This is a genomic window from Methanomassiliicoccaceae archaeon DOK (assembly GCA_009911715.1).
GTDB lineage: Archaea > Thermoplasmatota > Thermoplasmata > Methanomassiliicoccales > Methanomethylophilaceae > Methanoprimaticola.
The window spans coordinates 1249966-1276298 of record CP047880.1; the positions used below are offsets into that span (position 1 = coordinate 1249966).

The following is a 26333-nucleotide window of genomic DNA, read 5'->3' on the forward strand; positions in this document are numbered from 1 at the left end:
AACCTCCAGTAACATCTGGTCCCCAGACCTTCTCATCGACACCATCATTCTTCATCCCGTCGGGGATGTAAACGACGGAGCTCTTGAAACTCCCAACATTGTTCGGAATCGGAACCTCTTGACCCCTCTGTACAGGACCCCGTGCTCCCCCGGTATCGCCTCTGCGTCGATGCCGTTGGAATCCAGGACGGCGAGGATCTCGTCATCCCTGAGGATCCTCATCCCGTACTCCTCGCACATGGAGTCGACCCTGTTGTCATCCCCGTCGCCGTACCTGATCTCCGACCCTATCGCCAGGACACCGCCCGGCGAGAGGACCCTGGATATCTCCGCAACGCCTTTCCCGAAATCAGGCCAGAAGAAGTAGGTCTCCATCGCGGTGACCATGTCGAAGGACCCCTCCTGGAAGGGCAGTGACTCGACTGACGCCTCATGGAGCTCCAGACCGCCGGACTCGTACGTCTCCGAGTTTACGGACGCCGTCATCTCGAGGGCGTCCCTCGAGATGTCGACTCCGAAGAGCATGGCGAAGGGGTACCTGTCGGACAGCCTGCGGAGGAACCCGCCTCCGCCGCAGCCCACGTCCAGCACTGCCCCGTCCATAGACCTGGGGAGCTTCGACAGGCAGAACTCCCACAGCGGGACGTGATGGTCGTTCATGGACTCCAGTACCTTCCTTCCCTCGTCCCCGTTAGGGTTCCTGAACTGCGCCTTCGTCTGCTCGTCGCGGTCTGCCATGAACGGGGTATCCCTCCGGGCAGTGATAACAACTGCGGACCGGACCTCGGGACGTTTCGATGTTAACGAAGTTAACTATAAAGGCAACGTGCACATGGCAGGGTCATGGCTTACGTGAACGAGAGCGCCGTCCCCATCAGGGACGACATATACTGGATCGGCGGGGACGACCGCACCGCATCGATCTTCGAGGGCGCCTTCCCCATACCCGAGGGCGTCTCCTACAATAGCTACCTGATCAGGGACGAGAAGACATGCCTCCTGGACTCCTGCGATGCGTCCATCGCCGCCAAGTTCTGGAGGAACCTGCGCACCGCCCTGGACGGCAGGCCCCTCGACTACTTCGTGATCAACCACATGGAGCCGGACCACGGCGCGTGCATCACCCAGGTGCTGGAGACGTGGCCGGATGTGACCGTCATCGGGAACTCCAAGACGTTCGACATGATGGAGAACTTCTACCACATCCAGCCCAAGAACAGGATGGAGGTCAAGGAGGGCGACGAGGTCACCATCGGGAAGCACACCCTCCGCTTCTACTTCGCCGTGATGGTTCACTGGCCCGAGGTGATGTTCACCTACGACGTCGGTGAGAGGATCCTCTTCTCCGCTGACGCTTTCGGGACCTTCAAGACCCTCTCCGGCGCCCTTTACGCCGACGAGACCGACTTCGACAGGGAGTACCTGGACGAGGCCAGGAGGTACTACTCCAACATCGTGGGGAAGTACGGAAGCAAAGTCCAGGCCGTGTTCAAGAAGCTCGACGGTGTGCCGATAGACATGATCTGCCCCCTCCACGGACCCATCTGGAGGAAGGACCTCGGCTACATCCTCGAGAAGTACGACCTCTGGAGCAGGTACGAGCCCGAGGAGAAGGGCGTCGTTATCGCCTACACCTCGATGTACGGCAACACCGCCGCCGCTGCGGACAGGCTCGCCATGCTGCTGAAGGAGAGGGGCATCGCCAACGTCACCATGTACGACGTCACCAGGATGCACCCCTCCTACGTCGTGTCGGACGCGTTCAGGTTCACCAACATCGTCCTGGCGGCCCCGACGTACAACAACGCCCTCCACCCGACCATGTCCGCGGTCATCGAGGACATGGAGAACATGGCGGTCCAGAACAGGAGGTACTCCCTCATCGGCAACGGATCGTGGGCGCCCCAGTCCCCCAGGATCATGGAGGAGCGCATATCCAAGCTGAAGGACATGACCAAGGTCGGCGAGACCTTCGTCATCAAGTCGTCCATGAGGGACGACCAGCTCCCGGACCTCGAGAAACTGGCGGACGAGATCGCCGCCTCGATGTCCTGAATATCTTGAAGCGGAGGGGTCCGACCCCTCCGCATCTTTATTTTTGATTTCTACCGCGGGGTCAGAACATCCTCGGCTTCCCTGCGGCCGTGACCACGAGGATCGCCTCCTCCAGGTCAGTCGATCCCAGGTTAAGCACGTACGGCTTCCTGTCCAGGTCGACGGTGACCTCCACGAACTCGGCGTTGTTGTCCAGGGCGGCCTTCGTCACGAACTCCCTGCCCTGCTCCACACATCTCTCGACAGCTTCGTCCATCGTGGTGTAGATTGCCCTCCCGAACCTGGAGAAGACCTCGTAGGCGCTTCCCTCGACGGCCTTTATCGGGGATATGCTGAACTTCACGGACTCCGAGACCGACGCGCATATCGCGCCGACCGCGTTGCCCACGTCCGAGTCGTCGCATACGATGACGTCGGTGCCGAGGACGTCGCCGACCCATCTGATGTACACGCCGGACGGCGCGCCTATGCCGACGATCGGCTTGTCGAGCTTGAAGAAGCAGCCGAAGTCCCGGGCGTGCTCGCAGGTGATGGCCTTCGTCAGCAGGTCCGCCCCAGTCCTCCCTAAGTCCGGCTCGCCGGAGTCCTCGGTGATCAGCGCCTCCATGAGCTCGCGGCACAGCTTCGTCCGGATGGTCTTCCTGCATTCGCCCACGAACTCGTCGGCATCCATCCCGGCGAGGGCGGCCAGATAGGCCGCTCCGGCCTTCGATGCGTCGACGTCGAACTCCGTGTAGGTGCCGTCCGCGTGGAGCACGTCTGTCGGCGTGAACCCTATCCTCTGGATGAGTCCCATCTCCTCCAGGCTCTCGAGGAAGAAATCGGACGGCTCGCGCCCGAGCCTGTCACACGCCTCCATGATCCCGCAGGGCTCGTCGAAGGCGAGCTTCAGCAGCTCCGTGTTGTCCTCGTTCACGCTGTAGCCCTCCGGCGGCATCCTGACAGTCAGGATCATCTCCGAGGCGAGGGCCTGCCTGCCGGGCTTTGGCAGCTCCTTGACCATCGGCTTCGGAAGCCCGTCGGTCAGACGCGAGAACGCCTCCGCCACCTTCGGCCACCTAGTTGCCGCCACGCACATGGGTATCGCCCTCCTCGGCGTCAGCACGGGCCTGCCTGGGTTGACCACGATGCGGCTGTCGCCCCCTATACCGGAGGTGTAGATCCTGGCCGCCATCACCCTGGTCCTCTTTCCGCCGATGACGGTCCCCTCTGGGTCGAGGCTCGGGCGTCCGTTCCTCAGGATCCCTATATCGGTCGTGGTTCCGCCCATGTCCATGACCACCGCGTCCCTGACGCCGGCCATGGACATGGCGCCCATCAGACTGGCCGCCGGTCCCGAGAGGATCGTCTCCACCGGCCTATCCCTCGCGAAGGAGTCCTTCATCATCGTTCCGTCGCCGCGAGAGATCATGAGCGGAGCGGAGATGCCCCTCTCGTCGAGAACGGCACGGACCGAGCGTATGAGCTCGTCCATGACGGGGATCAGTCTGGCGTTCATCACGCAGGTGGTGGTGCGCTCGTTGAAACCGAGCTCGGACGAGAGCTCGAAACCGCAGACCGCCGGGACGTCCAGGATCTCCCTGGCCATCTCCCTGACCCTGATCTCGTGCTCCGGGTTCCTGACGCTCATGAAGCTGGAGATCGCTATTCCCTCGACCTTGCCCTTGATCGACTCGAGGAACTCCCTGGCCTCCTTCTCGCCGAGGTACTGTACCGGTTCACCGTGGATCCCATGGCCACCCTGAATCCTGACGCTGTAGTCCGGGGGCAGCGTGTTGTCGTAGTCGCATCCGATGCTGACGAGCCCTACACGGCAGCCCCTCCCCTCGACAACCGAGTTTGTTGCCAGAGTGGATGAGAGCGCCACGACGCCAACTTTCCCAAGCATACCTGGGTCGAGCCCGTCGATGGCTCCGCGTATTCCTATGCTGAGATTCCTGTGGGTGGTCCTGGATTTGGACTTGCAGAGGACCTCCCCCCTGTCCAGATCCATGATCACCGCGTCCGTGTATGTTCCGCCGGTATCCAATCCGAGTCCGTACCCCATGGTATCCCTATGCATGTGGGACGTGTTGCTGACTATATGATGATTATATCATCTTACATATTATAATGGATGATACATCCAACTAAATTCACAGGTTTTAGTTACCTTTATTTCATACCGTGAGAATACCTATCAATCCCATGAACCAAGACGAGATTCTTGACAAGCTCGGAGCCTCCATCGAAGCCTACGACATTGATGAAGCCGAGAAGTATGCCAGGCTTGCGATGGATGAGGGCATATCGCCCGACGATGCGATAAACCTGGGTCTCGCCAAGGGCATGGACACGATAAGCCGTCTTTTCGACGAGGCCAAGATCTTCCTCCCCCAGATCCTGATGGCTGCCAAGGCCATGGAGGCGGCCCTCGACATCATCGAGCCCTACATGAAGAAGGGCGACGATGTCAAGCTCAAGGGGGTCATCGTGATGGGATCCGTCAAAGGGGACATCCACGAGATCGGTAAGAACGTCTGCTGCGCCATGCTGCGCGGTGCCGGATTCAAGGTCATCGACCTCGGGACCGATGTCTCGCCCTACGCGTTCGAGAAGGCCATAGAGGAGTCCAACGCCGATGTCGTCGGAGGGTCCGCGCTCATGACCACAAGCCTGTACCAGCAGAAGGACATGGTTCGCGTGTTCAATGAGGACAAACTCCCGGTGATCACGATTTTCGGAGGGGCCCCCTGCAGCGAGGAATGGGTCAACGAGATCGGCGGTGACGGCTACTCTGCATCCGGGTCGGAGATCGTGGAGCTCGTCCGCAGACTCCTCTCCGAGAAGCCTGACGGGTCAGAGTGATCCGTTAATTCTGATTCAGAAAAAGGATTTGGAAATGGTTTCTCGTCCGCTCAGGACACCATCTTCAGACCGACCACTCCGGCCACTGTGACCATAAGGAACAGGACCATTCCGAGTGTGATCGTCTCCAGACCCAAGATGGCGGATACGATGATGGTCAGGACGACGCCGAGGCCCACCCACACGGCGTAGGCCGTGCTGATGCTGATGCCGCTCTTCATCGGAATCGAAAGGCACAGCATACTGAGCAGAAGCGATACGAGGACTATGATGTCCCACAGGATGTTGGTCATCCCCTCGGTGTAATCCAGGCCTATGGACCATCCGACCTGGAACACCCCTCCTAAGATGATCAGGAGCCAGGCCACCCTTGGACTGACGTTGAGTTCCATTTCAGGCACCTCCAGATGTCAGACGGATACCGACAATTCCGATCACGATCACGATGATGAAGAAGATCTTCTTCGCGTTGATGGGATCCTTGTACAGGAACACACCGGCTATGACCGTTCCAATCGCACCGATCCCCGCCAGGATGCTGTACGCCACACCGGGCCCAATGTTCAGGACGGCCAGCGACAGCATGAACAGACAGCAGAGAACGGCGACGATCGCGGCGATCCCCCATCCCTTCTTCTTGAAGTTGTCCGACTTCTCGAGAAGGACCACCCAAATGGGCTCGAGGATGCTTGCTATGATCAAGCACACCCACGACATTGCTGCTTCCATGCAGATTGTATCGCCGAGTCATACATATTAAAGGGTAGCAGTTGGACGCGTTAAGATGCAGTTTTTTGAATCAGACTGTTGTATGTTTGATTGAATTTCTATAATAAATTTTTGTCCAATAGTAGTTGTTGTTTCAACCACTTATATTTATACATTCTCTTTATTTGATGATTAGTACATCCAATTCGTTTATCCACCCATCAAATCATCAAGCCCACATTCCGGACATGATCTGCTTCATACCGTACGGAAACAGATGACACTTCCGATTCGATGGATGTTTAATACATTGAACAGTTGAATTAAGATGTTTGATAAATGAAATCGGGCGGGAGACAAAGGATAATCATTGGCCCCCGCCCTGATATTTGAACCAGGCTTACGCCTTCTTCCTGTAGGCAGGGTCTCCGGTCGCGGTGATGATCAGCTTGATCTCCACGAACCTCGTCCTCAGATGCTCCTTTCCGACGAAGACCTCGGACTTGTCGGAACCGACCGTGACCTTGATGTTCTCGGCCCCCGCCTTCTTGGCCATCTCGGTGACGTACTGCTTGCCTGCCTCGGTCGCCTGCACGACTCCGTCGTCGAACTTCTCGTAATAGAACCTGCCGAGTCTGGAGAACGCGGTGCATGCGGGGTTGTCGATAGTCGTTCCGGTGGCGGTCTGGATGAGTATCTCTATACTCTCGACGACCTTTCCGCTCACCGCTCCAACGGCGTTTCCTACGTCGTAGTTCTCCGGCATGACCAGCTCCGTGCCCAGAAGCTCTGCGACCTTCGGAAGCATGTCGTACGCGGGACCTCCCATTCCGATGATGGGCTTGTTGAGCCTGAAGGACACGTCGTAGTCCAGGGCGTGGGACCCAGTGACCGCCTTGTCCACGAGATCCATCCCGAAACCGGTGAGGTCGGTCTCCCTGTTGTCCTCGAGAAGTACTTTCTTGACGATCTCCATACCGATCTTCTCGGTGACCAGGTAGTCGGCCTTTGCGATGAACTCCTCGGGCGTCATGTCCAGGTTGGCGGCGTGGTACGCGATTCCGAGCTTGGACGCCTCCGCATCGTACTTGGTGAAGCATCCGCGGGCGTGCATCAGGTCGGTAGGGGTGAGCCCGATTCTCTGGATTATCCCGAGCTCCTCCATCTTCTCGATGTTGAACGAGATCGGAGGCTCCTTCAGCTTCCTCTTGGCCTCGGCGAGCGAATGAGGCTCATCCTTGACGAAGTCGAGGAACTTCTCGTCCAGCTCGGTGAGGTAGTCGGCGTTCTTCATCTCCTTCACTTTGATGAAGTACTCCGTGTCGATGACTATGTTCCTGGCGTAATGGGCCACAGGAATCTTCTTCGGACCGTCGTCGACAAGGGTCTGGAGCCTCTCGCGCAGACCGGGATGCTTCCATGCGGCGACGCAGAGGGGTATGACGCGGACCGGCGAGAGGTACACCTTCTCCCCGTTTATGACGATGCGGCTGTCCCCGCCCATTCCCGCGGTGGTGATCTCCGCCGCCATGACACGGGTCCTGTACCCGCCGATGAGGGCGCCCTCGGGATCCAGACGGGGCTTGCCGTCCCTGACGATTCCGATGTCGGTGGTGGTGCCTCCGATGTCGACAACGATGGCGTTGTCCTTACCGGAGAGCTTCTTGGCACCGTTGATACTGGACGCGGGTCCTGAGAGGATCGTCTCCACGGGCCTGATCTTCGCCATCTCCTCGCTCATGACAGAGCCGTCTCCCTTGACGATCATCAGGGGGGCGTCAATGCCGAACTCGTCCAGGACCTTGTTGACCGACTGGATGAGCTCCTCGATGACTGGGATGAGCCTGGCGTTCATCACACAGGTGATGGTACGCTCGTTGAACCCGAGTCCGGAGGACAGCTCGTATCCGCAGACCACGGGCACGTGGAGGGTCTCCTTCGCGAGAGCGGCGATCTCCTGCTCGTGCTCAGGGTTCCTGACGCTCATGAACCCTGTGACGGCCATACAGTCGACCTTGCCCCTGATCGATTTGAGGAACTCCTTCGCCGCCTCTACGTCGAGGGGCTCGTCGACCTTGCCGGTCGCCGTGTGGGATCCCTTTATCATAATAGAATAATCAACCTTGGCGGAAACGGTGATCTGGGATCCGATCAGGATCAGACCCACGCGGCACCCCTTGCCCTCCACGATGGAGTTGGTGGCGAGGGTGGATGACAGACAGACTGTGACGACCTCGGAGAGGAGGCTCTTGTCGAACTCCGCGATGGCACCCTTGATCCCTATGGAAAGGTCGTTCCTCGTTGTGAGGGACTTCGCCCTCTCGAAGATCTCCCCTGTGTCGAGGTCCATTATCACTGCGTCCGTGTACGTTCCACCCGTGTCGAATCCTAGTCCTAGCCTGCTCATCTCCATTCGCCTATTATTCTTATTTTCCATCCTGTGGACAGAGGCATGGAAGCCCCTTCCGATGCAATGCGAGAGCAGAGTTAGTTGCTACATATAATACAATCACCCGGGGGTGGGTGGCCGAGGTCGGAAAAATGAACAAGAAACTCGGATTACACATCCATCTATGGAAATGGTTTTATATGGTTGGACAAGGCAACAAATTCATCAGAATCATCCAATAGTAATTTTTAAATAGAATGAAAAACGGAGCTTGCGAGCAAAAAGCTCGCGACGTACATCCGTATTTAATACTTTTGATTCAGTCACATAGCATTATATAGGATAAATGGAATCATTCGTCCAACGAGTGTATCCAATACTCTCGTATGGAGGAAACAAAATGGAAGCAAGATTCCCAGGCAGAAAAAGCCTGAATGGCGTAAAGCTGGAGCTTTTCTCTGAGGACGACATTCGCGAGATCGACCTCGCGACCAGGGACATCCTGACCAACGCTGGTGTCCAGGTCTCCGATGAGGAAGCCAGGCAGCTCTTCAAAGACGCCGGATGCGAAGTCAACGAGGAGACTTACATCGTCAAGATCCCCGACTGGCTTCTCAACAAGTGCCTCGACATGGCACCGTCCAAATTCTACCTCTACGGAAGGGACGACGAGCACACACTCGAGCAGCAGTGGTGCGGAAAGGTCCACTTCACCTGCTTCGGAACCGGAATCCAGGTGTGCAAATACCTCGGAGACGGAAAGTTCGAGACCAGGGACTCCACCGACGCCGACCTCGCCGAGTGCGCTAAACTCGTCGACTGGGCCGAGAACATCGACTACTTCTCCCTGCCTGTCTCCGCTAGGGACTGGGCCGGAAAGGGTGCCGAGGATGTTCACGAGATGTACACATCCATCGCGAACACCGTCAAGCACTTCCACCACATCGACCCCGTCGGAGAGCACGTCGAGTACTACTGGGAGATGGCAAAGGCCTTCTACGGTGGCGACGAGAAGAAAGCCCGCGACAGGCCCATCTTCTCCATGCTCGTGTGCCCCACCAGCCCCCTCGAGCTGTCCCACAACGCCTGCCAGGTCATCATGAAGGGAGCCAGGTTCGGCATCCCCGTGAACGTCCTGTCCATGGCCATGTCCGGCGGATCCTCGCCCGTGTTCCTCGCAGGAACCCTCGTCACCCACAACGCCGAGGTCCTGTCCGGAATCGTCCTGGCCCAGCTGGCTGCCCCCGGCGCCAAGTGCTGGTACGGATCCTCGACCACCACCTTCGACCTCAAGCGCGGAACTGCCCCCGTCGGTTCTCCCGAGCTGGCCCTCACCTCTGCAGCTGTTGCAAAGCTCGGACAGTACTATGGACTGCCCGTGTTCGTGGCCGGTGTCTAGTCCGACTCGAAGGTCCCTGACACCCAGTCGGGACACGAGAAGACCATCACTGGACTGTTCCCCGCACTCTCCGGAGCCAACACTCTCTACGGAGCCGGAATGCTCGAGCTCGGAGTCACCTTCTCCATGGAGCAGCTCGTCATCGACAACGACATCATCTCCATGATCAAGAAGGCCATGGACGGAATACCGGTGAACGAGTACACCCTCGCCGTCGACGCCATCAAGGAGGTCGGCGTTGGTAACGACTTCATCGGACACGAGACCACCATGGACAACATGGACCTCCCCTCCGACCCCCTCGTCATCAACCGTGACATGATCGGAGACTGGAGAGCCGCCGGCTGCAAGAACCTGGCCGAGGCTGCCCACGATGTCGTCGAGGACGTCCTCAAAAACCACACCGTCGAGCCTCTGACACCCGAGGTCGACGCCGCAATGAAGGCCATCGTGAAGAAGGCCGACGATGAATTCCTCAAGGAGGCTTGAATTTAATGTCACAGGAAGAAGTCAACGCAAAAGCGAAACAGGCAGTGCTGAAATACGATGTCAAGGGCGCCAAGGCAGCAGCCCAGCAGGCAGTCGACGAGAAGCTCGACCTCGTCCAGGTCATCAACGACGGTTTCACCGCCGGAATCCAGGAGGTCGGAGAGCTCTTCGAGGCCAAGAAGCTGTACCTGCCCCACATCATGGCAGCCGCCAACGCGATGAACGCCGGTGTCGACATCCTGACCCCCGAGATCGAGAAGTCCGGAGCCAACACCGGAGAGGGACTCGGAAAGTTCGTGATCTGCACCATCGAGGGTGACATCCACTCCATCGGAAAGGACATCGTCGCCATCATGCTGAAGGTCGCCGGATTCGACGTCGTCAACCTCGGAAGGGACATCGCCCTGAAGGACATCGTCGCCGCATGCAAGGCCGAGAAGCCCATCGCCGTCGGAACCTCCGCGCTCATGACCTCCACCATGGTCAACCAGAAGACCCTGGAGGAGCTCCTGAAGGAGGAGGGAATCAGGGGAGACCTGATCACCAACGTCGGCGGAGCACCCACCACCCAGCAGTGGGCCGACGAGATCGGAGCCGATGTGTACTCCGAGAACGCCCTGGACTGCGTCGCCAAATTCAAGGCGAAGGTCGCCCAGTGAGCCTAACCTAAAGCTTAAATCACTTAATCTGGGGCCTTCGGGCCCCTACCAGTTTCCATTTGTAGCTGCGGTCAGCCGCGGCTATGAAAGGAGGAATGGAAATGGTATCTGTTGAAGAAATCAAGAAAATGGATCACAAGACGAAGATTCGCATCGGACTTGTCATGGGAATCTTCTGTGCCCTGTACTGGGGAGTCTGGTACGTTCCGGGATACGCCGCGTGGAACATGGACATCCTGACCCAGCTGACCCCCAACATTGAGGCAGACGGTTTCGGATACGACTTCTCATATCTGACCACATGTCTGTTCCTTACAGGATTCAACGCTATTGCCTGTGCGATTGTGCTGTTCATCTGGAACGGTGCCCTCGGAAAGCTCCCCGAGCTTAAGAGGACCACAGTCCAGTTTAAGGGAGCAAGCAAGTACTTCCTCATGGCAGGTCTCTGCGGAGCCTGCGCCGTGTTCGGAACATACATTGCCGCGGCCTACCTCAGTGCCGCTTTCGCAGCCGTCGCAGGACTGCTGTACCCCATCATCGGTACCACCCTGTCCGTCCTGGTCCTTAAGCAGAAGGTCTCCAAGCGCGCCTACCTCGAATCACCGTCATCCTCATTGGAGGAATCACACTTTATGCGGGAAGTATTGCCGCCAATGGTGTCGGAAACGCAATCGGACTCATTGGAGGAATCATGGCCGCTGTAGGATGGGGATGCGAGGGTGCCGTCGCCGGAAAGGCCCTCGACACCTGCGAGCCCGATGTCGGACTCCACCTCAGGTTCATCTTCGAGGCCCTGTTCTGGATCGTCGTCATGCTGATCTTCGCCGCCTGTGGAGTTCCCATATTCTCTACACTCAGCATGTTCGCTGACCCCGGAGTCCTCTTCGTGTTCCTGCTGCTCGGACTGTCCTTCGGATGGTGCTACGTCTCTTGGTACAAGTCGTTCCCGTTCCTGGGAGTTCCGAGAGGACAGGCCATCGGAAGTCTGTACGCCGCATGCGGAGTCATATTCCTGTGCATCTTCGCCGGTCCTGCCGGAGCGCTCGGATACACCGACGACACCATGGTCATGATCGTAGGATCGACAATTGCGGGTCTCATCATCTGTCTCATCGGAAGCTACCTGTTGGGCAGCGAGGACAGTGAAGGACTTGTCAGTCTGAGGGAGGAATCCTGATGATGGAAGGTCAACCCATCAAGTTCCGTATCCTGGAACTCTTCAAGGAGAAGGGTGCCATGTGGACGGACGAGATCGTCCCCATCATTCAGGACGAGTACAACATGAAGAGCAACTATGGGAGAGACATGGTGAACTTCGATGTCATCGAACTCGTCTCCGCCGGACTCCTCAGAGAAGGTGAGTCCAAGGTCGATGAGGATGGCCACTACAAGAAGGACCACCTCATCACCAAGTACGAGATCTCCGGACTCGGAGAGTCGTACCTGGAAGACCTGCAGAAGAAGGTAGGAAAGAGGTGATTTGAGATGTCACAGTGGTCTCAGTATGCCGAGTACTTCGTCGATGGGATGCCCTACGGCGACATCATATGCTCGGTCTTCATCATCGCACTCTGTGCGGTCGGTGTGATCGTGGCCAGAAAGGCATATAACAAGCTTTGAAAACAGAGGGGCAACCCCCCTCACCTTTCCTTTTTCTGCCATAAAATTGGATACGGATTCCATCCATCATAACGTTGATATACAAGTGGATGAACACAAAAATCCGCTTTCTATATCCAATAAAAAAATTTAAATATTGAATTTTTTGAAAAACTCGATGTGGATAGATTCCATTTGTTTTGCTATTTAAAACTAACTGTACATACAAGGTAATTTTAAATAGGTTGGATGTGGATGTGACCGCAACGAGTTAAACCAGACTCGTGAGGAGGAAAGTGACTGAAAAGTCGCCATCCAATCGGATGGAATTATCCTTCAAGAGGTGAAACAATGGCTTTCGAGAACGAAGAGAAAAAACTGCACGACGCGCTCGTGTCCTGTAAAGTACCTGACATCGCCAAAGCTGTCGACGAGGCCCACGCTGCCGGAATGTCCGCTACCGCGATCATCGACTGCCTCGGAAACTCCATGTCCGAGGTCGGTGTCCTTTTCGAGAGGGGAAAACTGTTCCTGCCCCACGTCCTGAGTGCCGCCAACGGAATGAAGAAGGCAATGGACGACCTCGGACCGGAACTCGCCGCCGGTGGAGAGACCGGAGAGGCCAAGGCCTCCGTCGTCATGGGAACCGTCGAGGGAGATGTCCACGACATCGGAAAGTCCATCTGCTCGACCATGCTCCAGTGCGCCGGATTCGATGTCCACGACCTCGGAAGGGACGTCCCCAAGGGCAACTTCATCAACGAGGTCCAGAACGGATGCACCTTCTGCGGAATGTCCGCCCTGATGACCACCACCATGACCGTCCAGAAGGACGTCATCGAGATGCTCAAAGAGGCCGGACTCAGGGACAAGGTCACCGTCATGGTCGGAGGAGCCCCCGTCACACAGGCCTACGCCGACAAGATCGGAGCAGACATCTACGGAGAGTCCGCTTCCGAGACCACCAGGAAGGCCAAAGACCTGATTGCCTGATCAAACTTCAAAATCAAAGAGGTAGAATCATGACTGAGTATTACACAAGGATGGGTGACGGAAAAAGAATCACCATGACCAAAGAGCAGATCATGGCTGACCTCCAGGCCGGAACCGCTGACGCGGCCGACATGGGAGAGATTCCCGCACTGAGCTCCGAGGAGATGGAGCAGCTCTTCGACATCATCTCCGACAAGAACAGGATCGTCGGAGTCGAGCCCGGCAAAGAGGTCGTCCTGACCTACGACATCGGACAGCTGGACTTCACCGGCGACAACGGAAACTCCGGAAACGGAGTCGACATGGGAAGGCTCGAGGCCGCCCTGCTCCACGAGAGGGCACTGGGAGCCGACACATTCGAGCTCGCCCACGCCGACTACTCCATCAAGCCTGTCAAGCCCATCATCGCCAACGAGATGCAGACCATGGAGGAGATCCAGAACGAGATCATCGCCCCCTACTTCTACGGAGCGATGCCCAACATGGGTCTCTACTACGCCCCCGACGGACCCTACGGAAACCCGGCAGACCTGATGAGGGAGTTCAAGATGGAGGAGTCCATGGCTTCCTCCGAGGCCGCCGCCGAGCACCTCGCAAGGGACATCGAGTACGTCTCCACCAGGATCATCCAGGCCGGAGCCGACGGATTCAACTTCGACACCACCGCCTCCGCTGGAGACGCCGACTTCGTCGGAACCCTCAGGGGAGTCGAGGCACTGAGGAAAGCCTGCCCCGACGCGTACATCAACGTCGGAATGGCCGGAGAGTCCGTCATGGGAATCCACGGTGGAATCGAGTACGACGGACAGATCGTCGCCGGAATGTACCCCCACCAGCAGGTCAAGATGGCCGAGAAGGCCGGAGCCGATGTCTTCGGACCCGTGTGCAACACCAACACCTCCAAGAGCCTCGCCTGGAACCTCGCCCGCTCCGTGACATTCATCAAGGAGTGCGTCAAGGTCGCCACCATCCCCTGCCACGTCAACATGGGTATGGGAGTCGGAGGAATCCCCATGTGCGAGACCGCGCCCATCGACGCCGTCACCAGGTGCAACAAGGCCATGGTCGAGATCGCCCATGTGGACGGTATTTAGGTCGGAGTGGGAGACACCGCCGGAATGGCAGTCCCCCACTACATGGCTTCCGGAATGGGAGGAATCAGGTCCGCTGGAGACCTCGTCGCCAGGATGGAGTACAACAGCAACATGAAGGTCGACAAGGCCAAGGAGTATGTTGCCAAGAAGCTCGGAATCTCCACCCTCGAGATCGCTGACGAGTGCATCATGAGAGAGCTCAGGGAGGAGCTCAAGATCGGAACCGTCACCGCCGTGCCCGGTGTTCCCCGCGGTATCGCCGCCAAGATGAACATCGAGAAGCTGCTTGACATCAAGATCAACAGCTGCGAGAAGTTCCGCGGAATGCTCAACTGAGCCCTTTAAATTATTTTTTCAGGGGGGCAAAGCCCCCCACCTATTTCCCTGAAAAATAGGTGGTTTCATGTCTGAAGAGAGTACGGGACTGGCACGTACAGTCAACTGGAAGCAGGGGATGTTCATCGCCCTCGGCGTTCCGCTTCTGATCGTTCCGTCCCTTTATGATGTCGAGCAACTAGTATGGGGTCTCTGTATCGTCGTTTGGACAGTGTCTGTCCTGCAGGGATTCGTCCAGAACCTTGCTTACGGGGAGATGGTCACACTCTTCCCCAACGCCACAGGCCTACCGGGCTGTGCGCAAGCTGTGTTTACAAAAGACAATAACGAAGGCAAGATCGACAAGGGTAAGCTCATCGGTGCTTTCAGCGCCTGGTGCTACTGGTTCGCCTGGTGCCCTGTCGTCGCCATCTTCACGATGATGATCGGTGACTACCTGGTCGCGATGTTCTCCATCGACTGGACCGGCTGGACACTCCTCGGGCTCTACATGCTCGTGGGTATCATCGTCGTCCTGATCATGTACGTCCTCAGTGCGCGTGGACTTGAGGGAGGAGCCACCGTCGGTACGATCCTCGCACTCATCTCGATGATCCCGATCATCATCATCCTCATCGGAGGACTCGCCGCTGGAATGTTCGACTTCAGCACCATCACGTCCGAGTTCACCTCACCCGACTGGTCCTGGAGCGGCAGCGAGATCGTCCTCGTCCTCGGATGCTTCGGACTCGCCCAGTGGAGCGCATGCGCCTGGGAGACCGCGGCCATCTACGGACCTGAGTACAAGGAGCCCGGCAAGGATGTCCCCAAGGCCCTGTTCGGCTGCGGAATCATCTGCCTGATCATGTACTTCTTCGTGTCCACTGTGGTCTTCGGATCCCTCGGTCACGAGGGAATCGCGGACGCCGTATACGCCACGCTCAGGCCTATCGCCGAGACCGCGTTCGGAGAGTACGGATCCTACATCGCTCTGTTCTTCCTCATCGTCGCCATGCTGCTGGTCATCCAGACCGGATTCCTCGGATCCTCCAGGACCCTCAACTCCATGGCCGGGGAAGGCAACCTCCCCAAGTGGTTCGGAAAGCTCAACAAGCACGGCATGCCTGCCAATGCGATGCTGTTCGTGGGAATCTTCAACCTGATTCTCGTGTTCATCATCGAGTACAGCGCGTTCCTGCTCGAGATGACGACCACTTCGATGACCGTCCTCACCGCTTCCGCCCTGGGATACTGTCTCGCCAACGGAATCGCCCTGTCCGCGTTCGTCATCACCAGGAGGAACGCCAGGTTCAAAGACCTCGACAGGCCCTTCAAGGCGCCCGGTGGATGGCAGTACGTCATCCTCGTGTTCGTGGTCATCCAGTTCGTCGTGTTCTTCCCGAGCCTGATGTACTGGAGCTACATCCAGTCCGGTGGATTCATCGCCATCGCGCTGGCCATCGTCATCCTGCTGATCTTCATCCCCGTCTGGTACTGGGTCCAGAAGAACCAGTCTGCGGGCAAGGAAGCGCAGGCAACCGAGTGACCCTGAAACAAACCGGGGGAGCAATCCCCCATTACCTTTCACACAAGGTGAACCCATGACAGACACCAAGGTCAAGATCTTCGATTTCATACTGCAGTCGCCGCTGCTCCCGGTCATCGGGATAATCTCATCCCTGATCGGAATCGTCGCGTACTTCCTGCCGTGGACATCCAACGGGTACGAGTACACTGCGATGGACTTCCTCACCGGCAACTCCGGCGAACTGACCGGCATCCAGGCATATCTCCCGACCGTCCTCCTGGCCTTCATGGTCATCATCCTGGTCCTCTCGGTACTGGGAGTGACGGACAAGCGCAGAGCGCTCGGATTCTACGGTATGATCATCTTCGGATTCGTCGGTCTGGCCCTCGTCGTGCTGTTCGGGAACTGGGTCCCGGTGGACGACTACAAGATCCTCGTCAACGGAGGACTCGGGTTCTACCTGGAGATGCTTGCCTGCATCATCTACATCTTCGCCGGAATCGTCGGGTACTCGGTGCGCCCACTTCCACCACCGCCTGCAAAAAAGACCAATCAGGCGCGTAAGTGAAGTGTTTCGCATCTTATATTTAAACATTTTTCCCTCTTTTCTCATTCGATTTCGAATTAGAATAAAATTTATATAGTATATCAAAAACAACTTATTCATTAACAGTAAACTTTAAATATTATGTTTTTTGAAATTGCGCTCAAAAAGATAACATTATATAGTGTAGAACAGATGTTAACATCACCCCCAAAGGAGGAACAAGAATGAGCAAAGAACAGATCCTCGCAGACCTCAAGACGTCTGTTGAGACATGGAACATCAAACTCGCCCAGGACGCCACCAACGCCGCCATCGCCGAGGGAATCTCCATCGGAGACATCATCGGAGACGGACTCGGAAAGGGAATGGAGGTCGTCGGAGAGAGGTTCGACAAGGCTGAGATCTTCCTACCCCAGGTCGTCGCCGCTTCCAAGACCATGGAGGCCGCTCTGAAAATCCTCGAGCCCCTGATGAGCAAGGGAGAGGGAGCCCTCAAGGGAACCGTCGTCATGGCTACCGTCGAGGGAGACATCCACGAGATTGGAAAGAACGTCTGCTGCGCCATGCTCCGCGGAGCCGGATACAACGTCATCGACCTCGGATGCGACGTTACCGCTCAGGACTTCATCGACGCCGGAGACGAGAACGAGGCCCAGGTCCTCGGTGGATCCGCACTCATGACCACCACCCTCGAGGCCCAGAGGGAGCTCGTCGAGGCCGTCAAGGAGGTCGAGGCCCCCTACAAGTGCATCTTCGGAGGCGCCCCCTGCAGCCAGGCCTGGTGCGACGAGATCGGAGCCGACGGATACTCCGAGACCGCCAACGAGATCATCACCCTGGTCGACAAACTCGTTTCCTGAAATCGGACAATCAACATAAGGTGAATAAAATGGCAGCAACAAGAGCGCTGACGATCCCTGACGTCTACGACAGGTTCGTGAAAGGCAAGAAGGTCAAGGTCGAGGACTGGGACTACAAGGTCATCCCCGAGAACCTGACCGCCCTGAAAGAGAAGTACAACATCAAGATCGACCCCAACACCATCATCCCCGAGGACAAGGAGCTCATCAACAACCTGTTCCAGGCCGGACTCGAGATGCTGGTCACCACCGGATACTACTGCCAGGACCTCGGCCGTGTCATGCACGTCACCGAGGAGGAAGTCTGGGAGGGAATCAAGAAGACCCCCACCAAGCTGATCCTGGGAGAGGGCAAAGACATCGCCAGGTTCTACCCCAGGCACGGCAACAGCCCCGTCAAGCCCATCATCCAGGGAGGACCCACCGGATCCCCCATCTCCGAGGACGTCTTCGTGCAGATCATGCAGTCCTACGCCCAGGAGGGAATCGTCGATGACCTCGTCAACGGAGTCATGACCACCATCGAGGGCCACCCCGCCAAATCCAAGACCCCCTACGAGATCCGCGCCACCATGGCGGAGCTCAGGGCCACCAAAGAGGCCAGGGTCAGAGCCGGCAGGCCCGGACTCGGTGTTTAGGGACCTGAGACGCCCCTCTCCGAGGCGGCACGTCTCTGCGCAGACCTCCCCAACGCGGGACACAGGATCACCGACGCCCACGAGTGCTCCCAGCTCAACGAGCTGAAGATGGACATGACCGGACTGAACATGCTGGCCGGATGGACCACCGTCGGCGACACCATCATGATCGAGCAGATGCCCATCCTCGGTGGATACACCGGAGGAGTCGAGGAGACCGCCATCTGTGATGTCGCTACCACCCTCGGATCCTTCGCCTGCTTCAGCGGAAACTTCCACCTCGACGGACCTATCCACATCAGGTGGGGAACCACAATGGCCCGCGGAACCCTCCAGGTCGCCGCCCACGCCGCAGCAGCCATCGACGCCAACACCGACCTGCTGCTCGCCAACCAGTACTACCCCATCGCCGGACCCTGCACCGAGATGTGCCTGCTGGAGACCGCCGCCCAGGCGATCACCGACACCGCGTCCGGAAGGGAGCTCCTGTCTGGATCCGCTGCCGCCAAGGGAGTCGTCCAGGACAAGACCACCGGAATGGAGGCCAGGATGATGGGTAACGCCGCTCTGGCTACATGCGGAATGAAGATCTCCGACGTCAACGACGTCCTGAACAAGCTCATCCCCATGTACGAGGCCCACTACACCGACGCCCCCGCCGGAAAGACCTTCCAGGAGTGCTACGACGTCAGGACCGTGAAGCCCACCCAGGAGTACCTCGAGGTCTACGACAAGGCCGTCGCCACCCTGAGGGACATCGGACTCGACATCAAGCACTGATTTCGGGATCGGCTAAACCATAAAGGAACCAGCCCGGGGGTCCGCCCCCGGGCACACACCGCCACAGGTTCCTTTTATTTTCCTCGCCTGTGGCGGTTAGCCAGCAACCTATCTCCTCATAAGCCGCGGCCGTCCCGCCGCGGCCCCTGGGGATGGAAAGTTATATATCTTAAAACTCGAAAAACTTAGACGAATCATTATATATCATGCACTGACCAGGGTGTTGCCAGATGACAGCGAAGAGGTATGTCGACATCTACGAGGCCTACGACCGCTTCTACGAGGGGAAGAGGGTCAGGGAGGACCAGTGGGACTACTCCATAGTCCCGACGAACGCCTCGCTGATGAAGGAGAAGTACGGCATATCCTTCGGACCCGACATAATCCCCACCGACGACGACCTCTGCGAGAGGCTCTTCCTCGCAGGCGTCGACATGCTCCTGACCACCGGCTTCTACAACCCAGACCTGGGGCGCGTGATGCACATCACCGAGGAGGAGCTGTTCGAGGGCCTGAAGATGGCCCCCAAGAAGCTCTCGCTGGGATCCGGGAAGGACAGGGTGAAGTGCAAGGCCCGCCGCGGCAACGCCCGCAGGAAGCCGATCATCCAGGGCGGACCCACCGGGGCCCCCGTGTCCGAGGACATCTTCGTGTCCATGATCAAGTCCTACGCCCAGGAGCCCGTCGTCGACACCATCGTCAGCGGGGTGCTGAACACCGTCAACAACCACCCGGCCACCACCAACACGCCCTGGGAGATCCGCGCCACCATGGCGGAGGTCCGCTATGTTCGCGAGGCCTGCCTGATGTCCCAGCGTCCCGGGATGTGCATATAGGGACCGGAGACCCCGCTGTCCGCCGCCGGACGCATCTCGTCGGACCTCACACCGCACGGGCTGAAGCCCTTCGACGCCCACGAGTGCTCCCAGCTCAACGAGATGAAGATGGACATGTCCGGCCTGAACATGCTGGCCGGATGGGGCGCCTCCGGGGACGTCATCATGATGGAGCAGATGCCCATCTACGGCGGTTACATAGGCGACATCGAGGAGACCACCATCTGCGACGTCGCCACGATGATCGCGTCGTTCGTCATATTCGACTGCGACATCCACCTGGACGGACCCATCCACATCAGATGGGGCACGACCACCACCAGGGAGACCCTCAAGATCGCCGCCCACGCCGCCGCCGCGCTGGACCTCAACACCGACTTCCTGCTGGCCAACCAGTACTACACCCTGGCCGGCCCGTGCACCGAGATGTGCCTGCTGGAGACCGCCGCCCAGGCGATCACCGACACCGCATCCGGAAGGGAGCTCCTGTCTGGTGTCGCGTCGTCTAAGGGCGTGTCCCAGGACAAGACCACCGGGATGGAGGCCAGGATGATGGGCGAGGCCGCGCTTGCCACATGCGGCATGGAGATCCCCGAGGTCAACCGCGTCCTCGACAGGGTCGTCGGCCTCTACGAGAAGAACTTCGGCAAGGCGCCGCAGGGGAAGAGGTTCCAGGACTGCTACAACGTCAAGGACGTGGAGCCGTCGGACGAGTACATCGACCTCTACGACGACACCATCAAGACGCTTCTCCGCTGCGGAATCGAGCTCTGAGGCCGTTTTCAGCATTCGGTATAAATAGTTGTATCAAACTTCTTACCAGTAATATTTATAATTTACTGTAATTTCAACCATCCATGAAAACCCTTATTTAAACTTGACTGTTGGACGGGAACACACAAGACCCAGATGTCCGAAACCGTGTGCATTCCAATGCTTTAAATCGGAAATCGTTATATAGGGTCTCAACAGGTTTTTCGTCCGATGGAGGGCGGTCCGGCGACCAGCGGGTCTCTAAAACCTAGCCAGCGGGGATCGACACCCCGGCCTTTCGCTTTCACATCGGTGACACCACATGAGTGTAAGATTCACAGACCCTCAGATTCAGCGCCTTATGGAGTACGGAGACGAGGACCGCTCCGACATGGAGTTCCCCGACACCGCGGAACGCGACAAGCAGTTCGCCAAGCTCATGTCGAAGACCCAGGCAGCGAACGACGCCGGTATCGCGGACCTGATAGCGAACCCTCACAGGCACGACCTCTCGCGCCTTGAGGCCGCCATCGCCGAGAAGCTCACGGCAAGAGGGTTCATCGAGGTCAGGACGCCTATCATGATCTCGACAAACGCGCTCTCGAAGATGACCATCACCCCCGAGCACCCCCTCTACAAGCAGGTGTTCTTCGTGGATGACAAGAGATGCCTCAGGCCCATGCTGGCACCCAACCTCTACGTGGTGATGAGGAAGCTCAGGGACCACACCGACGGTCCGGTGAAGATCTTCGAGATGGGCTCCTGCTTCAGGAAGGAGTCGAAGAGCAACGTCCACCTGGAGGAGTTCACGATGATGAACCTGGTGGACATGGGCCCCGACGGGGACCCGATGGAGTGCCTCAAGTCCTACATCGCCGACGTCATGGACGCCGCGGGACTGGAGTACACCCTGTCCAGGGAGGAGTCCGACGTGTACGTCGAGACCCTGGACGTGAACGTTAACGGAGAGGAGGTCGCCTCGGGGGCGATCGGACCCCACATCCTCGACCCCGCCCATGACGTCCACGAGCCGTGGGCCGGCGTGGGATTCGGGCTGGAGAGGCTGCTGATGCTCAAGAACGGCAAGAGCAACGCCAAGAAGATGGGCAAGAGCAACACCTACCTCGACGGATTCAAGATCGACTGAGTGAGAAAATGATAGACGAGATCATTGACAGGGCCGTGAAGGGAGGCGAGGTCGGCGTCGACGACGTGTACGAGCTCATGTCCATAAGCGACCCGAAGGAGCTGGAAACCCTATACGAGGCTGCCAGGAAGGTCAGGGACGCCAGGTTCGGCAGGAAGGTCTTCACCTACGGCTTCGTCTACTTCTCCACCTACTGCAAGAACAACTGCGCGTTCTGCTACTTCAGGAGGTCCAACGGCGAGATAGAGAGGTACCGCAAGGACAGGGAGGAGATCGTCCAGCTGGCCGGAAGCCTGAAGGACGCCGGGATCAACCTGGCGGACCTGACAATGGGCGAGGACCCCAGGATGTACGCCGACGACTACAGGCTCCTCCTGGACCTGATCTCCGCGGTTCACGACGAGGTCGGCATCAACATCATGGCGTCGCCCGGGGCCCTGCCCAGGGAGATGTTCCCCAGGCTCAGGGAGGCCGGGGCAGACTGGCACGCCTGCTACCAGGAGACCTACAACAGGGAGCTGTTCTCCAAGCTCAGGCTGGACCAGGACTTCGACGCCAGGAAGAACCAGAAGCTTTGGGCCATGGAGGCCGGGCTTCTCGCCGAGGACGGCATGATGATCGGACTCGGGGAGACCGTCCGCGACAGGGCGGAGACCATCCTCGAGATGGGCTCCACAGGCTGCCAGCAGATTCGCGCCATGACCTTCGTGCCCCAGGAGGGAACCCCGATGCAGATGCTCAGGCCGTTCGACTCCACCGAGGAGCTCAAGGCCATAGCCGTAATGAGGATCCTCTATCCCGACAGGCTCATCCCCGCCACCCTGGACGTGGAGGGCATCGCCGGGCTCAAGACCAGGATCAGCGCCGGCGCCAACGTGATCACCTCGATCGTCCCGCCGAACAGGAACCTGGCCGGCGTCGCGCAGCACGAGCTCGACATCGAGAACGGCAACCGCTCCGTCGAGCACGTCTTCTCCATGCTGGACGAGATGGGCTACAGGCGCGCGACCAGCTCCGAGTACAGGGCGTTCCTCGACGAGCACAGACCCAGAGGGGGCGCGTAGGACGAGACTATGCATTGTGGGCGGTGCTCTCCAGGGGATGGAGGCCGCGTTCCTGGGGAAGAAGGCGGGCTTTGAGACCGTCGTCGTCGACAGGAAGGAGACCGCACCGGCGCTCTCGATCTGCGACGAGCCCCATGTCCTGAACCCTCTGGACGATCCCGCGGAGGCCAAAGGGATCTTCGAGTCATGCGACGCGGTGATCCCCGCGTGCGAGGAGCTGGACCTGCTCGAGGCCCTCGACTCCTCGCTGTCGGGGACGTCCGTGCCGTTCCTTTTCGACCTGAAGTCCTACGGCGTCTCCTGCTCCAAGAGGAGATCCAACGACGTCATGGCCTCGGTCGGCGTCCCGCTGCCGCAGCCGTGGCCCGAGTGCGGGTTCCCGGTGATAGTCAAGCCGTCCTCGCAGAGCGGGAGCATCGGCGTGTCGGTGGCGTTCAACCAGCAGGACATAGACAGGGGCCTGGAGACCGTCAGGAGGCTCGGGGACGATCCGGTCATCCAGGAGTTCGTACACGGGCGCAGCATGTCCGTGGAGGTCATAGGGAACGGGGAGACCGCCAGGTCCTTCGTGACCACCGAGGTCGTCCTGGACCACAACTACGACTGCAAGATGGTCCGCTGCTTCCCCGACCTGCTCAGCCCCGAGGAGGACGAGCTGTTCGGCAGGATAGGCAGGGACGTCGCGGAGGCCATAGGCCTCAACGCCCTCATGGACGTGGAGGCGATCGACACCCCGAAGGGGCTCCGCGTCCTGGAGATAGACGCGCGCATCCCGAGTCAGACGCCCGCCGCCATATGGACGGGCACCGGGATCAACCTGCTCGAGGAGCTCGTGGCGTCCCGCACTGGCAGGGAGACGGGCAGGGGGAACAGCGACAGGTCCGGCATATACTGGCACCTGTACCAGCAGGACGGCGTCCTCCGCACAAGCGGCGAGAAGGAGTTCGGACACGTCAGGAACCCAAGGATGGAGAGGGGCCTGTTCGGCAGCGACGACTCCATCACGGACTACGAGCCCGGCAAAAGGGACTGGCACGGCACGTTCATGGTGTCCGGCGACACCCCCGAGGAGGCCGAGGCCAGACGCGAGAGCGTCATAAACAGGATTATCGAAGAGTGCCAGGTGGACACGTTCATCGACGGCGCTCCGGATGTGATATGATGACAAGGCTCACACCAGACATGATCAAGGACGTCCCGGAAGACAAGATCGACCTGGACACCAGGCTAATGCAGGCCGCCGGAAAGACGGTCAAGGGCATCGCGCTGGAGGCCGCCGGCCTCCCGGAGGACACCGACCTCTCCGGATTCAAGGTGGCCGTGGTGCCCATCACATCCGGCCTGGGCATCATCAGCGGATTCTCCGCGTCGGTCGACGCCATCGTCAAGAGGCTCGGGATGGACAGCCACGTCACCCAGGGCACGGACGTCAACGGCTTCACCGAGGCGGTGCGCGAGGGCGCGGACATCATCATGATGGCCGACGACAACATGTTCATAGCGTACAACGTCAGGGAGATGAGGGAGACCGACAACTCCTGGGGCACCGCCAGGGGATACGCGGTGGCGCTGAAGAACGCCGCCGGCGGGCTCGAGGGCAAGAAGGTCCTCGTCATCGGGGCCGGGATGGTCGGATCCTGGGCCGTCAGGTTCCTCATGGACATGGGCGCCGACGTGTACGTTACCGACATCGTGTACGAGAAGGCGGAGCGCCTGAGCCAGTACGGCGCCAAGCCGCTCCGCGACGTCAGCAAGGCGATCTCGGAGAACACGCTGCTGCTCAACGCGGCACCGTTCATAATCCCGGGGGAGATCATCGCTGAGGGATCCATATTCTCCAGCCCCGGTGTCCCCCATTACTTCGACCAGGTGGGCAGGAGCAGGGCCAAGGCCATCATCCACGACCCCCTGGAGATAGGCGCGGCGGTCATGGCCGTCAACAGCGCAGGATACTCGATCAAAAAGGAGTGATGAAATGAGATACGGAATAGCATTGGACCTCGGAACCAGCGGGTTCCGCACCCAGGCGATTGACCTGGACACGAAAGAGACAGTGGCCACCGCGATCACGGAGCGCCACCCCATCCCCGGCATGAACGTCATCGACCACGTGAACTTCGCCATCAAATCCGGCGAGGACGTGGCGAACGGACTGATGATCGGGGCCATCAACAACCTGTTCAAGGAGTTCAACATCGACCTGTCCAAGGTCGAGGTGATCGCCGTCTGCGGCAACCCCTTCCAGCTCTCCCTCTTCCAGAACATCGAGATCAGGGACCTGGCCTACGCGGGCAAGAACATGCTGAAGGAGCTCGGTGTCGTCTCCCCTCCCAGGGACGGGGACGTCATAGACGCCACCTCTCTCGGCATCAAGGGAATGCCCAACGCCAAGGTCTACATCCCGCCGGCGGTCACCCACGAGATCGGTGCGGACGCCATCGCGATGATGCTCATGACGGACATCCTCGACGAGAAGGAGCCCTGCATCGTCGTCGACTACGGAACCAACGCCGAGATGGCCCTTGTCCGCGACGGGAACGTCTACACCGGATCCGCTGCCGCCGGTCCCGCCCTCGAGGGGCAGGAGATCGAGCGCGGAATGCTCGCCGCCCCCGGCGCCCTGAGCGAGGTCGAGATAACCGACAGGGGCTGGAGATGCTACGTGCTGGACGACACCATCGCCGCCGTGGAGGGAGACCTCATCGACCCCGTCACCGGGGAGGTCATCGAGGAGGGACCCATGCACGGACAGGCTGTTGGAATCACCGGTACCGGAGTGATCGCCGCCCTCTGCAACGGACTGAAGCAGGGCATCATCGTCCCGCCGAAGATCCAGACCGAGGACGGGCTCCTGCACCTGCAGGACGGGATCACCATCTCCTCCCACGACGTGGAGGAGGCGGGTAAGGCCATCGGCGCGCTCCGCGCCGGATTCCTCACCCTGCTGGACGACTCCGGCCTCTGGGTCAGCGACGTGAAGAAGGCGTACATGTCCGGCGCGTCCGGACTCTACGTGGACGCCAGGAAGGCCCTCCAGATCGGAATGGTCACCCCCGGCGCCACGGACATCGTCCAGTTCGGGAACACGTCCATCGGACTCGCCAGGAAGCTCATCTTCGGCGAGGTCACCCTCGAGAGCCTCAGGGAGTTCGCCAAGAAGCTCAGGGCCACCCACTGCATGTTCGCCACCGCGCCCGTGTTCAAGGACCTGTACTCCATCGAGTACTCCATCTGGTGCGGAGGCATGCCGTACTCCGAGTACAACAACATGCTCGACCTGTACAACCTGCCCCACCTCCCCGACATGCCCGACGCGAAGGACGTGAAGGTCACCCGCCTGGCGGTGAGGGACCTGCCGGACACCGAGAAGTGCAAGGTCCACATCATCAAGTCCGGAACAGTCCTCACCGGAGTCCTGGACGGGTGCATCGGATGCAAGAAGTGCATGAAGGCCTGTCCCGAGCAGGCCCTGACCATCGTCCCCGAGGGAGTGTCCCAGTACAGGGCCAACATCGAGTCCGACCGCTGCGCCGGAACCGCGTGCAGGAGATGCGAGGCGGCCTGCCCCAAGAGCGTCATCCACACGTCCGAGCTCAAGACCCTGGACGCCTGAGATCCCCGTGAAACAGAAGG

18 protein-coding genes and 5 pseudogenes are annotated in these 26333 nt (G+C 59.0%); 18 read left to right on the plus strand and 5 right to left on the minus strand.

Annotation, left to right across the window (positions count from 1 at the left end):
- Nucleotides 1–51 precede the first annotated feature (51 nt).
- Nucleotides 52–738, minus strand: a complete 687-nt coding sequence (locus JS82_06375; GenBank protein ID QHK17755.1) for a methyltransferase domain-containing protein — start codon at nucleotides 736–738, stop codon at nucleotides 52–54.
- A 105-nt stretch (nucleotides 739–843) separates the two neighbouring features.
- On the opposite strand from JS82_06375, the gene JS82_06380 reads away from it, so the two are divergent.
- Nucleotides 844–2055, plus strand: a complete 1212-nt coding sequence (locus JS82_06380) for an MBL fold metallo-hydrolase (protein QHK17756.1) — start codon at nucleotides 844–846, stop codon at nucleotides 2053–2055.
- Nucleotides 2056–2116: 61 nt separating this feature from the next.
- Here the strand turns inward: JS82_06380 and JS82_06385 are convergent, their stop codons facing one another.
- Nucleotides 2117–4117 (minus strand): hydantoinase/oxoprolinase family protein, encoded by a 2001-nt coding sequence (locus tag JS82_06385; protein ID QHK17757.1) that lies wholly within the window; start codon nucleotides 4115–4117, stop codon nucleotides 2117–2119.
- Nucleotides 4118–4242: 125 nt separating this feature from the next.
- Here JS82_06385 and JS82_06390 point away from each other — a divergent pair, with 125 nt between their 5' ends.
- Nucleotides 4243–4902: a dimethylamine methyltransferase gene (locus tag JS82_06390; protein QHK17758.1), complete on the plus strand. Its 660-nt coding sequence runs from the start codon at nucleotides 4243–4245 to the stop codon at nucleotides 4900–4902.
- Between the two features lie 50 nt (nucleotides 4903–4952).
- Here the strand turns inward: JS82_06390 and JS82_06395 are convergent, their stop codons facing one another.
- The 3 genes from JS82_06395 to JS82_06405 form a co-directional block, all read right to left on the minus strand.
- Nucleotides 4953–5294 carry a QacE family quaternary ammonium compound efflux SMR transporter gene (locus JS82_06395; GenBank protein ID QHK17759.1) on the minus strand — a complete coding sequence of 114 codons (342 nt, stop codon included), beginning with the start codon at nucleotides 5292–5294 and terminating at the stop codon, nucleotides 4953–4955.
- 1 nt (nucleotide 5295) lies between these two features.
- Entirely contained in the window at nucleotides 5296–5610 is a 315-nt protein-coding gene (locus JS82_06400; GenBank protein QHK18420.1) for an EamA family transporter, read from the minus strand.
- Between the two features lie 400 nt (nucleotides 5611–6010).
- A complete protein-coding gene (locus JS82_06405) occupies nucleotides 6011–8017 on the minus strand; it encodes a hydantoinase/oxoprolinase family protein (GenBank protein ID QHK17760.1) in 2007 nt (668 codons plus the stop codon).
- A gap of 382 nt (nucleotides 8018–8399) precedes the next feature.
- On the opposite strand from JS82_06405, the pseudogene mttB reads away from it, so the two are divergent.
- The 16 genes and pseudogenes from mttB to JS82_06485 all read left to right on the plus strand — a co-directional run bounded on the left by mttB (nucleotide 8400) and on the right by JS82_06485 (nucleotide 26313).
- Nucleotides 8400–9887, plus strand: a pseudogene (gene mttB / locus JS82_06410) ([trimethylamine--corrinoid protein] Co-methyltransferase).
- Nucleotides 9888–9892: 5 nt separating this feature from the next.
- Nucleotides 9893–10546, plus strand: a complete 654-nt coding sequence (locus JS82_06415; protein ID QHK17761.1) for a dimethylamine corrinoid protein 3 — start codon at nucleotides 9893–9895, stop codon at nucleotides 10544–10546.
- A gap of 101 nt (nucleotides 10547–10647) precedes the next feature.
- Nucleotides 10648–11723: pseudogene (locus JS82_06420) on the plus strand (EamA family transporter).
- Nucleotides 11724–11725: 2 nt separating this feature from the next.
- A complete protein-coding gene (locus tag JS82_06425; GenBank protein ID QHK18421.1) occupies nucleotides 11726–12025 on the plus strand; it encodes a hypothetical protein in 300 nt (99 codons plus the stop codon).
- A 471-nt stretch (nucleotides 12026–12496) separates the two neighbouring features.
- Entirely contained in the window at nucleotides 12497–13138 is a 642-nt protein-coding gene (locus tag JS82_06430; GenBank protein ID QHK17762.1) for a dimethylamine corrinoid protein 3, read from the plus strand.
- A gap of 29 nt (nucleotides 13139–13167) precedes the next feature.
- A pseudogene (mtbB, locus tag JS82_06435) lies at nucleotides 13168–14568 on the plus strand ([dimethylamine--corrinoid protein] Co-methyltransferase).
- Between the two features lie 118 nt (nucleotides 14569–14686).
- Nucleotides 14687–16093 carry an amino acid permease gene (locus JS82_06440; GenBank protein QHK18422.1) on the plus strand — a complete coding sequence of 469 codons (1407 nt, stop codon included), beginning with the start codon at nucleotides 14687–14689 and terminating at the stop codon, nucleotides 16091–16093.
- A 55-nt stretch (nucleotides 16094–16148) separates the two neighbouring features.
- Entirely contained in the window at nucleotides 16149–16643 is a 495-nt protein-coding gene (locus JS82_06445; protein QHK17763.1) for a hypothetical protein, read from the plus strand.
- 203 nt (nucleotides 16644–16846) lie between these two features.
- Nucleotides 16847–17482 carry a dimethylamine methyltransferase gene (locus tag JS82_06450; protein ID QHK17764.1) on the plus strand — a complete coding sequence of 212 codons (636 nt, stop codon included), beginning with the start codon at nucleotides 16847–16849 and terminating at the stop codon, nucleotides 17480–17482.
- A 29-nt stretch (nucleotides 17483–17511) separates the two neighbouring features.
- A pseudogene (locus tag JS82_06455) lies at nucleotides 17512–18900 on the plus strand (monomethylamine:corrinoid methyltransferase).
- A gap of 230 nt (nucleotides 18901–19130) precedes the next feature.
- Nucleotides 19131–20510 (plus strand): annotated as a pseudogene (locus JS82_06460) (monomethylamine:corrinoid methyltransferase).
- Nucleotides 20511–20811: 301 nt separating this feature from the next.
- Nucleotides 20812–21636 (plus strand): hypothetical protein, encoded by an 825-nt coding sequence (locus JS82_06465; GenBank protein QHK17765.1) that lies wholly within the window; start codon nucleotides 20812–20814, stop codon nucleotides 21634–21636.
- 8 nt (nucleotides 21637–21644) lie between these two features.
- Nucleotides 21645–22700, plus strand: a complete 1056-nt coding sequence (gene pylB / locus JS82_06470; protein QHK17766.1) for a methylornithine synthase PylB — start codon at nucleotides 21645–21647, stop codon at nucleotides 22698–22700.
- Between the two features lie 16 nt (nucleotides 22701–22716).
- Entirely contained in the window at nucleotides 22717–23862 is a 1146-nt protein-coding gene (gene pylC / locus JS82_06475; protein ID QHK17767.1) for a 3-methylornithine--L-lysine ligase PylC, read from the plus strand.
- The gene (gene pylD, locus JS82_06480; protein QHK17768.1) at nucleotides 23862–24671 is read left to right on the plus strand and encodes a 3-methylornithyl-N6-L-lysine dehydrogenase PylD; all 810 of its coding nucleotides are present in this window, start codon (nucleotides 23862–23864) and stop codon (nucleotides 24669–24671) included. The genes pylC and pylD overlap by 1 nt, the downstream gene beginning before the upstream one ends.
- 4 nt (nucleotides 24672–24675) lie before the next feature.
- Nucleotides 24676–26313: a methylamine methyltransferase corrinoid protein reductive activase gene (locus JS82_06485; protein QHK17769.1), complete on the plus strand. Its 1638-nt coding sequence runs from the start codon at nucleotides 24676–24678 to the stop codon at nucleotides 26311–26313.
- Nucleotides 26314–26333 lie beyond the last annotated feature (20 nt).

Bases quoted from the DNA above. Each gene is read 5' to 3' on its own strand.
- JS82_06375 (QHK17755.1), bottom strand. From the start codon at position 738: ATGGCAGACCGCGACGAGCAGACGAAGGCGCAGTTCAGGAACCCTAAC.
- JS82_06380 (QHK17756.1), top strand. From the start codon at position 844: ATGGCTTACGTGAACGAGAGCGCCGTCCCCATCAGGGACGACATATAC.
- JS82_06385 (QHK17757.1), bottom strand. From the start codon at position 4,117: ATGCATAGGGATACCATGGGGTACGGACTCGGATTGGATACCGGCGGA.
- JS82_06390 (QHK17758.1), top strand. From the start codon at position 4,243: ATGAACCAAGACGAGATTCTTGACAAGCTCGGAGCCTCCATCGAAGCC.
- JS82_06395 (QHK17759.1), bottom strand. From the start codon at position 5,294: ATGGAACTCAACGTCAGTCCAAGGGTGGCCTGGCTCCTGATCATCTTA.
- JS82_06405 (QHK17760.1), bottom strand. From the start codon at position 8,017: ATGAGCAGGCTAGGACTAGGATTCGACACGGGTGGAACGTACACGGAC.
- JS82_06415 (QHK17761.1), top strand. From the start codon at position 9,893: ATGTCACAGGAAGAAGTCAACGCAAAAGCGAAACAGGCAGTGCTGAAA.
- JS82_06425 (QHK18421.1), top strand. From the start codon at position 11,726: ATGGAAGGTCAACCCATCAAGTTCCGTATCCTGGAACTCTTCAAGGAG.
- JS82_06430 (QHK17762.1), top strand. From the start codon at position 12,497: ATGGCTTTCGAGAACGAAGAGAAAAAACTGCACGACGCGCTCGTGTCC.
- JS82_06440 (QHK18422.1), top strand. From the start codon at position 14,687: ATGTTCATCGCCCTCGGCGTTCCGCTTCTGATCGTTCCGTCCCTTTAT.
- JS82_06445 (QHK17763.1), top strand. From the start codon at position 16,149: ATGACAGACACCAAGGTCAAGATCTTCGATTTCATACTGCAGTCGCCG.
- JS82_06450 (QHK17764.1), top strand. From the start codon at position 16,847: ATGAGCAAAGAACAGATCCTCGCAGACCTCAAGACGTCTGTTGAGACA.
- JS82_06465 (QHK17765.1), top strand. From the start codon at position 20,812: ATGAGTGTAAGATTCACAGACCCTCAGATTCAGCGCCTTATGGAGTAC.
- pylB (QHK17766.1), top strand. From the start codon at position 21,645: ATGATAGACGAGATCATTGACAGGGCCGTGAAGGGAGGCGAGGTCGGC.
- pylD (QHK17768.1), top strand. From the start codon at position 23,862: ATGACAAGGCTCACACCAGACATGATCAAGGACGTCCCGGAAGACAAG.
- JS82_06485 (QHK17769.1), top strand. From the start codon at position 24,676: ATGAGATACGGAATAGCATTGGACCTCGGAACCAGCGGGTTCCGCACC.